We start from the raw sequence: 8056 nt of genomic DNA on the forward strand, positions 1-8056 counted from the left end.
TGAAACTCCGTCAGAGAATACGGTGGGCGAGAGCCGGCAGGCTCTCGCGGATTTCGGCAATACGGCCATGGTCGAGGTCGGCAATGACGACGCCCGGCCCTTTTTGTTTGCGGTCGAGAATTTCGCCCCAAGGGTCGACGATCATGCTGTTGCCGTGCGTCAGGCGGCCGTTTTCATGGCGTCCCCCCTGTCCGACTGCCAGCAGGTAGCATTGGTTCTCGATGGCCCGGGCGCGGAGCAGGATTTCCCAGTGCGCCCGGCCGGTGGTGTCGGTGAAGGCGGCCGGCATCAGGATCAGGTCGACCGCCCCCAGCGCCCGGTACAGTTCCGGGAAGCGCAGGTCGTAGCAGATCGACAGGGCGATGCGGCCGAACGGCGTGTCGACGGCGACCGGCTGGCTGCCGGCCTCGATGAAGGCGGCCTCGTCGTAGGACTCCTCGCCCTTGCTGAAGCCGAACAAATGCATCTTGTCGTAACGGGCGACGCATTCGCCGGCCGGGTTGTAGGCCAGGCTGGAATTGCGCATCTTGTCGGGCAGGCTTGCGGTCAACGGGATGGAGCCGGCAAAAACCCAGATGCCGTGCTTTTGCGCCGTTGCCGCCAGCCAGTCCTGGATCGGGCCGTGGCCGAAATCCTCGCGCGCCCGCACCCGGTCGGCATCGGCCGCGCCGATGATCGGGAAATATTCGGGCAGGGCAACCAGTTGTGCGCCCTGCGCCACCGCCTCGTCGACCAGCCGGCCAGCAAGCGCCAGGTTGTCGCCGACGCGCGGCCCGGAGACCATCTGCAAGGCGGCGATACGGCAATTCTGTTTGCTCAAGGTTTGCTCCCCTCTTCCGGCAGTTTTGGCTCCGCCCCAGCGGGCACTTCCAGCCGGGTCTCGCCGGCCTTATCGACCTGCGGATCGCTCCAGCTGCCGGTGACATGATAACGATAGCTGAACAGGCGATTGAGCGGTTTCTGCAGCACCGTGTTGGCGACCAGCGCCGCCGCCCCGACCACCGGGTTGATCAGGGCGGCAGTACCGACTGCGGCCAGGCCGCCGATTTCCGGGCGGACGACGACTTGCAGGTCCTGCGTTTCGCGCTGCAGATCGGTTTCGCCCTGCATTTCGATCTGTGCTGCCGGCCCGTAGATGCGCAACGGCTCGGTGGTCCGCATGATGCCCTTGCGGATCGCCAGCTTGCCTTCGATGCTGTCGAAAGCAAGGCCGTCGCTGAAAATATCGCGAAAATCGAGGGTCAACCGGCGCGGCAACGATTGCAGCGAAATCAGCCCGAGCAGCTTGCCGACCCCCGGCTCCAGCTTGTTGAACTGGCCCTTTTCGGCATTGACCGTCATCTGCCCGGTCAAGGAGGGATAGTGAATCGAGGTCAGCGGCCCGGCCCATTGCAGCTCGCCGCCGAGCGTTGCCGTGCCGCGGCGGACGGCGTCGGCAAACCCGAGGCGGTCGAGCAATTTGCCGGCATCCTTGGCCACCAGTTCGAAATCGAGCCGCGTCTGATGGCGCCCGACATTGGCCCAGATCGCCTTGCCCTTCAGACCGCCGTCCGGATTCTGCAAACTGAGCGAATCGAGGTACCAGGCACCTTTGTCGTTACGCGCCTTCAAGTCCAGCCGGCCCAAGGCCTTCTCGCCGATCTGGAAATCCTCGACCTGCAGACTCATCCCGGGCAAGGAATTGATCAGCGTCGCATTGCCGTCACCCATCTCGCTCGCCGGCCGGATGACCAGGCGCTTGAAATAGCCCTCGACCCAGCCTTCGCCGGTACTGCGCCAGAAAATATCGCCGACCGCCTCGCGCGTATTGAGTCCGATCTGCCAGCCGCCATCACGCGGCCGCAGGCTGCTTTCGACCTGGTTGTAGTCGCGGCCGAAGAGGCGCAACTGCGGCGTCTTCAGGCTGACCAGACTGAGTGCCAAGCCGCCATTCGCGGCGCCGTTAGCGTTCGTGCCGCCATTTCCGCCATTGCTGCTGGCCTCGCCTGCAGCGCCGTCCGGCAGGAAGTTGCGCCAGGCATCGGCATCGATCCGTGGCGTCGCCACCCGAACCGCCAGCCCCTTCTCGGGCAGGCGCGGCTCGGCTTCGCCGACGGCCAGAACGCCGCGTTCCCAGGACTCGCCGCGGCGGACGACCAGCCCCTGCGCCACCCGACCGAGCGTGATCCGGTACTGTTCGCGCGTCGGGTCCGGCGCCGTCCGCTCGATACGCAGCGGCAAGCCCATCGTCGCGCTCTTGTTCAACGGCTCCGGCAAGGGCGAACTGACGCCGAGCAGGTCGGACTCGATGACGACGTCGGCATTCCGCTTGCGAATGGCGATGTCGGCCTTCCAGTCGGCGCGGCCGGACAGGTGATTGATCAGCGGCCAGCCGAAGTGCGCGCTGACATCGCCGACATTGGCCGTGCCGCTGGCCAGCACGCCGACCTTGTCGCCGTTGCTCTTGACCAGCACCTTGAGCGGGCCGCCGAAGACCTTGCCGGTGATGTCCTGGGCGGCGACGGTGTTTTCGGTCAGCCGCAGGCGACCGTTGACCTGGGTCAGCGGCGGCAGGCCGGCCAGCGGCTGCAACTGGTTGCCGATAAAATGGTAATCGCCGCGCATTTTGGTATCGAGCGCATGGCGCAAGGGGATGTCGAGTTCGAGATCGAGCCGGCCATTGCCGACCGCCTTCATGCCCTCGGTAAAGCGGTCGATCTTGTTGGCAACCGGGCTCTGCTCGATGAAGCGGAAGAACTCGCTGGTCGGCCCCTGTGCCAAACCGCGCACGAGCAGCATTTCCTCGTGCGACTCGAAATCAGGAATTTCAACCGTGACGCCCGACAGCTTGGCACCGAGGATGCTCCCCTGGCTCGCCTGAATCTTCATGCCAATGCCGAAACTCATGTCGGCGTCGATGTTCTCGATGGTCGGCCAGCCCGGCGCGTAGTCGACCTTGGCGTCGGCCGCCTTGGCGGTGACGATGAACTGGCCACCTTTGCCATCGCGAAACGGGAAGTCGCGCAAATTGCCCTTCAGCGTCAGGCGGCCGTCGTAGCCGCGACCGGCGACGATGCCGCGACGCAGCCAGGCGCGGGCATCGGCATTGACCGCATGCGGCATGTAACGCCAGACGGCTCGGCCATCGGCGCGGTCGACCGCCGCCGTGAGGTCGATTTCACCAGGCCCCTCGCCGGTGTAACGATAGGTGCCGCGCGCCGAGCCAGCCGCCTCCGGGCCGGCGAATTCGAGCTTGTCCAGCTTGACGTCGGTCGCTGTCGGCGAGTTTTTCCAGCTCGCCCGCGCCTTCAGCGTATCGAGCGCAATCTCAGGTTCGGGAAAGACGGCCGGCAGCGACAGGCTGGAAGTGGCCGAGTCGAGAATCAGGTCGCCGCCCTTTTCACTGAGGTCGATCAGGCCGGACAGGCCGCTGGCGCCGGGAAAGTAACCGCCGGCCTCGATCCCCAGTTCGGCGAACGAGGCTTTCAGGGCATAACGCTTCAGCGCCTCGCCCTCCAGCCCCCAACTGGCCCGCAACTCGCTGACCCGGCCCTGCGGCTGGTGTTTTTGCAGCAACTCGCGGCTGCGAGCATCGAGCGGCATGTAGGCAGCCAGCCGGGCGAGTATGCCGAGATCGAGAAAACTGGCGCTGGCGCTGCCGCTGATCACCCCGTTCTGCGGATTCTGCCGCCAGTCGGCCTGGAAATCGGTCGGCGCGACGCGCGTGCCGTCCTCGCTCAGCAATTCCACCTTGCGGCCGATCACGGCCCATTCATTCGGTTTGTAGCGCCCTTCCAGCCGGCCGCGCATGCTGGCCAGGGCAAGTTCGGGCAGCTTGCGGCTCAGGCGCAGGCGGACCTCCTCCAGCGCCACGTCGGCCGTCAGCTTGCCACCGCCCTCCTCGAAGTCGCCCCACAGGCGCAAGGCACCGCGGCCCTGCGGCAACTGCAGCGGGTAATCGACCCAGCTGCGCCAGCCGGCGAGGTCGGCGTAGTCCAGTTCGACAAAAATCTTGCCGGAGAGATGCTCCAGCGCCTCGCCGATATCGCCCTTCACTTCGCCACGGATGTCGATGCGTGCCGCCAGTTCGGCCGGCGGCACCGCCGACAGGCCGAAACGATGCCGGCGGCCGCTGTTGTCGAGGCCGAACTGGAGGTCTTCTAGGACCAGCGGCGGCGCCTGGCGCAGGCGGTCTTCCCAGACGATGGTCGCATCGCGGATGCGGATATGGCTTTGCGCCAGCACCCATTCGGCAAAGGCGGGGTCGCTCTCGCCCTCAGTATCCATGCCGGCGACGGTGATCTTGCCGCTGGCTTCGCGCCGCACGTGCAGCACCGTGCCATCGAAGGCGAGCAGCGACAGCATCGGACGCAGGCGCCACAGGGTCTGCCAGGAGAGCACGCTCTCCACCCGCTGCAGCGAAAAGGCCGGCTGTCCCTGACGATCGAAGACCTGCACATTATCAAGGACCAGATCGGGGTTCAGCCCCTGCCAGCGGGCCTCGATTTTGCCGATCTTGACCGGTTGACCGACGGCGCGCGAAGCGGCCTGCTCGATCTCGACCTGATAATCGCCGACCTTGGGCAGCACCGCGTAACGCAGGACCAGAACCAGCACGGCGAAGAGCAGCCAGGCAGCGAACATCCCCCAGCCAAGCAGGCGCAGCCCGCGCCCAACCGCCGGCCGGGCCAGGATCGGCCACAGCCAGTGCAAGCGGTAATAGACAGCCGAACGGATTTCCTGCCGGGAGACCGGGCTATTCACGCGTCAAACCGTTTTGCCAGAAGGGGTAATAGGTCACTACAATCAAATGCTCGCCAAAACCGGCATTCTATCCTTTTCGGCAAAGCTGCCGATTGAGCAATCATGGACAACACTCTCGACCCCCGCTGGCAGACCGCGCTCAGCCATAGCCGCTACCTGGCCAACCTGCTGCAGGCGCGCCCGGCGCTGATCCCGGAACTGGCCGCGACCTGGCTGCAGCCGCTCAGCGAAGACCTGTTGCTGACACCGTTGCACCAGGAGTTCACCGACGACGAAGCGGTCCGCTCGGCACTGCGCCGCCTGCGTCACCGGGCGATGGCGCATATTGCGCTGCGCGACCTGTGCGGTCTGGCACCGCTCGCCGAGGTCGTCGAAAGCATGACCATGCTGGCCGACGTGACGACCAATTTCGCGCTCGACTATTATCACCGCCAGCTCGCCGCGACCTATGGCGAGCCGCTCGACAAGGCCGGCCAGCCGCAGCGCTTGCTGATCATCGGCATGGGCAAACTGGGCGGCCGCGAGCTGAACGTCTCGTCCGACGTCGACTACATCTTCGTTTACCCGGAAGAAGGCGACACCGACGGCAAGAAGAGCATCGAGAACTACGATTTCTTCACCCGTCTCGGCAAGCGGGTGATCGGTGCCTTGGGCGACCTGACCGCCGACGGCCAGGTCTTCCGAGTCGACATGCGGCTGCGCCCGAACGGCGACTCCGGGCCGCTGGTCTGCTCGCTCGATTCGCTGGAAAACTATTTCATCACCCAGGGCCGCGAGTGGGAACGCTACGCCTGGATCAAGTCGCGCGTCATGAACGCCGGCCCGAATGCCGACGGCGCCGCGCTCGGCGACTGGATGACGGCGCTGCGCCGGATCTCCCGACCCTTCGTCTTCCGCAAGTATCTCGATTTTGGTGCCATCAACGCCATGCGCGACCTGCACGCGCAGATCCGCCGCGAAGTGGCGCGCAAGGACATGGCCGACCACGTCAAGCTTGGCCCGGGCGGTATCCGCGAAGTCGAATTCATCGCCCAGGTCTTCCAGCTGATTCGCGGCGGCCGCGACCCGGCACTACAGATCCGGCCGACGCTGTCGGTGCTCAAGCTGCTCGTCGAACGCAAGCTGATCCCGGCCGAGACCGAACAGGAGTTGCGCGACGCCTACGTCTTCCTGCGCCGTCTCGAACACCGGCTGCAGTATGTCGAGGACAAGCAGACCCACATGCTGCCGGTCGACGCCTCAGAACAGGCAAAAATCGCGCAGAGCATGGATTTCCCGGACTGGGCGGCGATGCTCGCCGTCCTCAACGGCCACCGCGAAAAAGTCAGCCGCCACTTCGGCGAAGTCTTCTCCGACCCCGAAGCCGGCGAACACCCGCTGACCGGCCTCTGGCTCGGCCAGCTCGACGAAGATACCTCCATCGAAAGCCTCGGCAATCTCGGCTTCCGCCACCCGAAGGACGCCATTGCCCGTCTCGCCGACCTGCGCGCTTCCAGCCGCTACCAGCAACTGCCGGCAACCAACCGGGCCCGCCTCGATGCGGTAGGCCCACGCCTGATCGAAGCGGCCGGCGCCACGCACGACCCCGACACGACGCTGGTCCGTGGCTTGCAGTTCCTCGAAGGGATTGCCCGCCGTGGCTCCTACCTGGCCCTGCTACAGCAGTACCCGATGGCGCTGCGCCGCGTCGCCGACATGGTCTGCGCCTCGAACTGGGCAACCGAATACCTGAACCGCCACCCGCTGCTGCTCGATGAACTGCTCGACCCCCGCCTCTACGACAGCGCCACCGACTGGACCGGCTTCCGGGACAACCTGCAGCGCAACCTGGCCGACCACGCCGGCGACACCGAACGCGAGATGGACATCCTGCGCGAAACTCACCACGCCCAGGTTTTCCGCCTGCTCGCCCAGGACATCGCCGGCCTGCAGACCATCGAGCACCTCTCCGACCACCTGACCGAACTGGCCGACATCATCGTCCAGGAAACGCTGCCGCTGGTCTGGAGCAAGATCAAGAACCGGCACTGTCCGACGCCGAAATTCGCCGTCATCGGCTACGGCAAGATGGGCGGCAAGGAACTCGGCTACGCCTCCGACCTCGACCTCGTTTACCTCTACGACGATGATGATCAGGATGCCGCGGAAAACTACACCCGCCTCGGCCAGCGCCTGAACACCTGGCTGTCGAGCCAGACCTCGGCCGGCATGCTGTTCGAAACCGACCTCCGCCTGCGCCCGAACGGCGACGCCGGCCTGCTCGCCGTTTCGGTCGACGCCTTCCGCGACTACGAACTGAAGAATGCCTGGGTCTGGGAACACCAGGCGCTGACCCGGGCCCGCTTCTGTGCCGGCGATCCGGCGGTCGGTGCCCGTTTCGAGGCGATCCGCTGCGAGATCCTGTGCCAGCCGCGCGATCTCGCCAAGCTGAAGGCGGAAGTCGTCGCCATGCGCCAGAAGATGTACGACGCGCACGCCCTGAACAGCGCCACCGAATTCGCCCTCAAGCACGACCAGGGCGGCATCGTCGATGTCGAGTTCATCGTCCAGTACCTGGTCCTCGGCTACGCCCACCAGCACCCCAGCCTGACCGGCAACCTGGGCAACATCGCGCTGCTCCGCATGGCCGGCGAACTGGGGCTGATCGACCCGCAACAAGCGGCCGCTGCCGGCAACGCCTACCGTGAATACCGCCGCCTGCAACACGCCAAGCGCCTGAGCGCGACGCCCAAGGCGCCGATCCCGCGAGAAGGTGTCGAAAAGCACATTGCTGCGGTCAACCGCCTGTGGGAGGCAGTTTTCCCCGGCTGAGCCAGCAGTCCCGGCGACCCGGCGTCATGGTGGTAATACCCTCGAAATATTGCTTATTTTGGGCTCCTGAAAGGCGACCATAACGGCCGTTGGCCTGATGGAGGCAATCAGGCCGTAGTCTGCCGCTTACCTGCCGTTCAGCCTTGAGAGGTTGCGAACGGAAGCTTGCCACGCTTGCGAATGGGTACTCCGCGCCCATTCGCACAGAACTGCACGATGCATCTTGCTCACCGTATCAATCCTGCTGCGTGCGCTTTTGATAGTGATTTTCGGCCATCCCTAAAGCGGCTTCCCACAAGGCTGGTGCGCCATCTTCAATCGGCTGCCGGCAGCGCGCCTTGATCTGCTCAAGCGTCACCTCACACTCCATCCATGTGCCACCGTCAGTCGCGGCGTTGTGCAGCATCGGTTGGAAACGGTCGAGAGCCTTCGCAAATTTTGCATCATCGCTTTTTGCAGCCTCGAACTCGAACCATAGTTCGCGGAACTCGGCTGCCTGCGC

At 65.2% G+C, this 8056-nt stretch carries 4 protein-coding genes; 1 reads left to right on the forward strand and 3 read right to left on the reverse strand.

The features are described from left to right. Positions 1-10: 10 nt before the first annotated feature. Together GH663_RS17655 and GH663_RS17660 are read right to left on the reverse strand one after the other, a co-directional pair. A complete protein-coding gene (locus tag GH663_RS17655; RefSeq protein ID WP_153132978.1) occupies positions 11-820 on the reverse strand; it encodes a carbon-nitrogen hydrolase family protein in 810 nt (269 codons plus the stop codon). Next, positions 817-4743 (reverse strand): YhdP family protein, encoded by a 3927-nt coding sequence (locus GH663_RS17660; protein ID WP_153132979.1) that lies wholly within the window; start codon positions 4741-4743, stop codon positions 817-819. The genes GH663_RS17655 and GH663_RS17660 overlap by 4 nt, the downstream gene beginning before the upstream one ends. A gap of 102 nt (positions 4744-4845) precedes the next feature. Here GH663_RS17660 and glnE point away from each other — a divergent pair, with 102 nt between their 5' ends. Beyond that, a complete protein-coding gene (gene glnE / locus GH663_RS17665; protein WP_153132980.1) occupies positions 4846-7554 on the forward strand; it encodes a bifunctional [glutamate--ammonia ligase]-adenylyl-L-tyrosine phosphorylase/[glutamate--ammonia-ligase] adenylyltransferase in 2709 nt (902 codons plus the stop codon). Between the two features lie 235 nt (positions 7555-7789). Here the strand turns inward: glnE and GH663_RS17670 are convergent. Then, positions 7790-8056 (reverse strand): HD domain-containing protein (locus GH663_RS17670; protein WP_153132981.1); only part of this gene is annotated, 267 nt, incomplete at its 5' end.

Source organism: Dechloromonas hortensis (genome assembly GCF_009469765.1).
Lineage (GTDB): Bacteria > Pseudomonadota > Gammaproteobacteria > Burkholderiales > Rhodocyclaceae > Azonexus > Azonexus hortensis.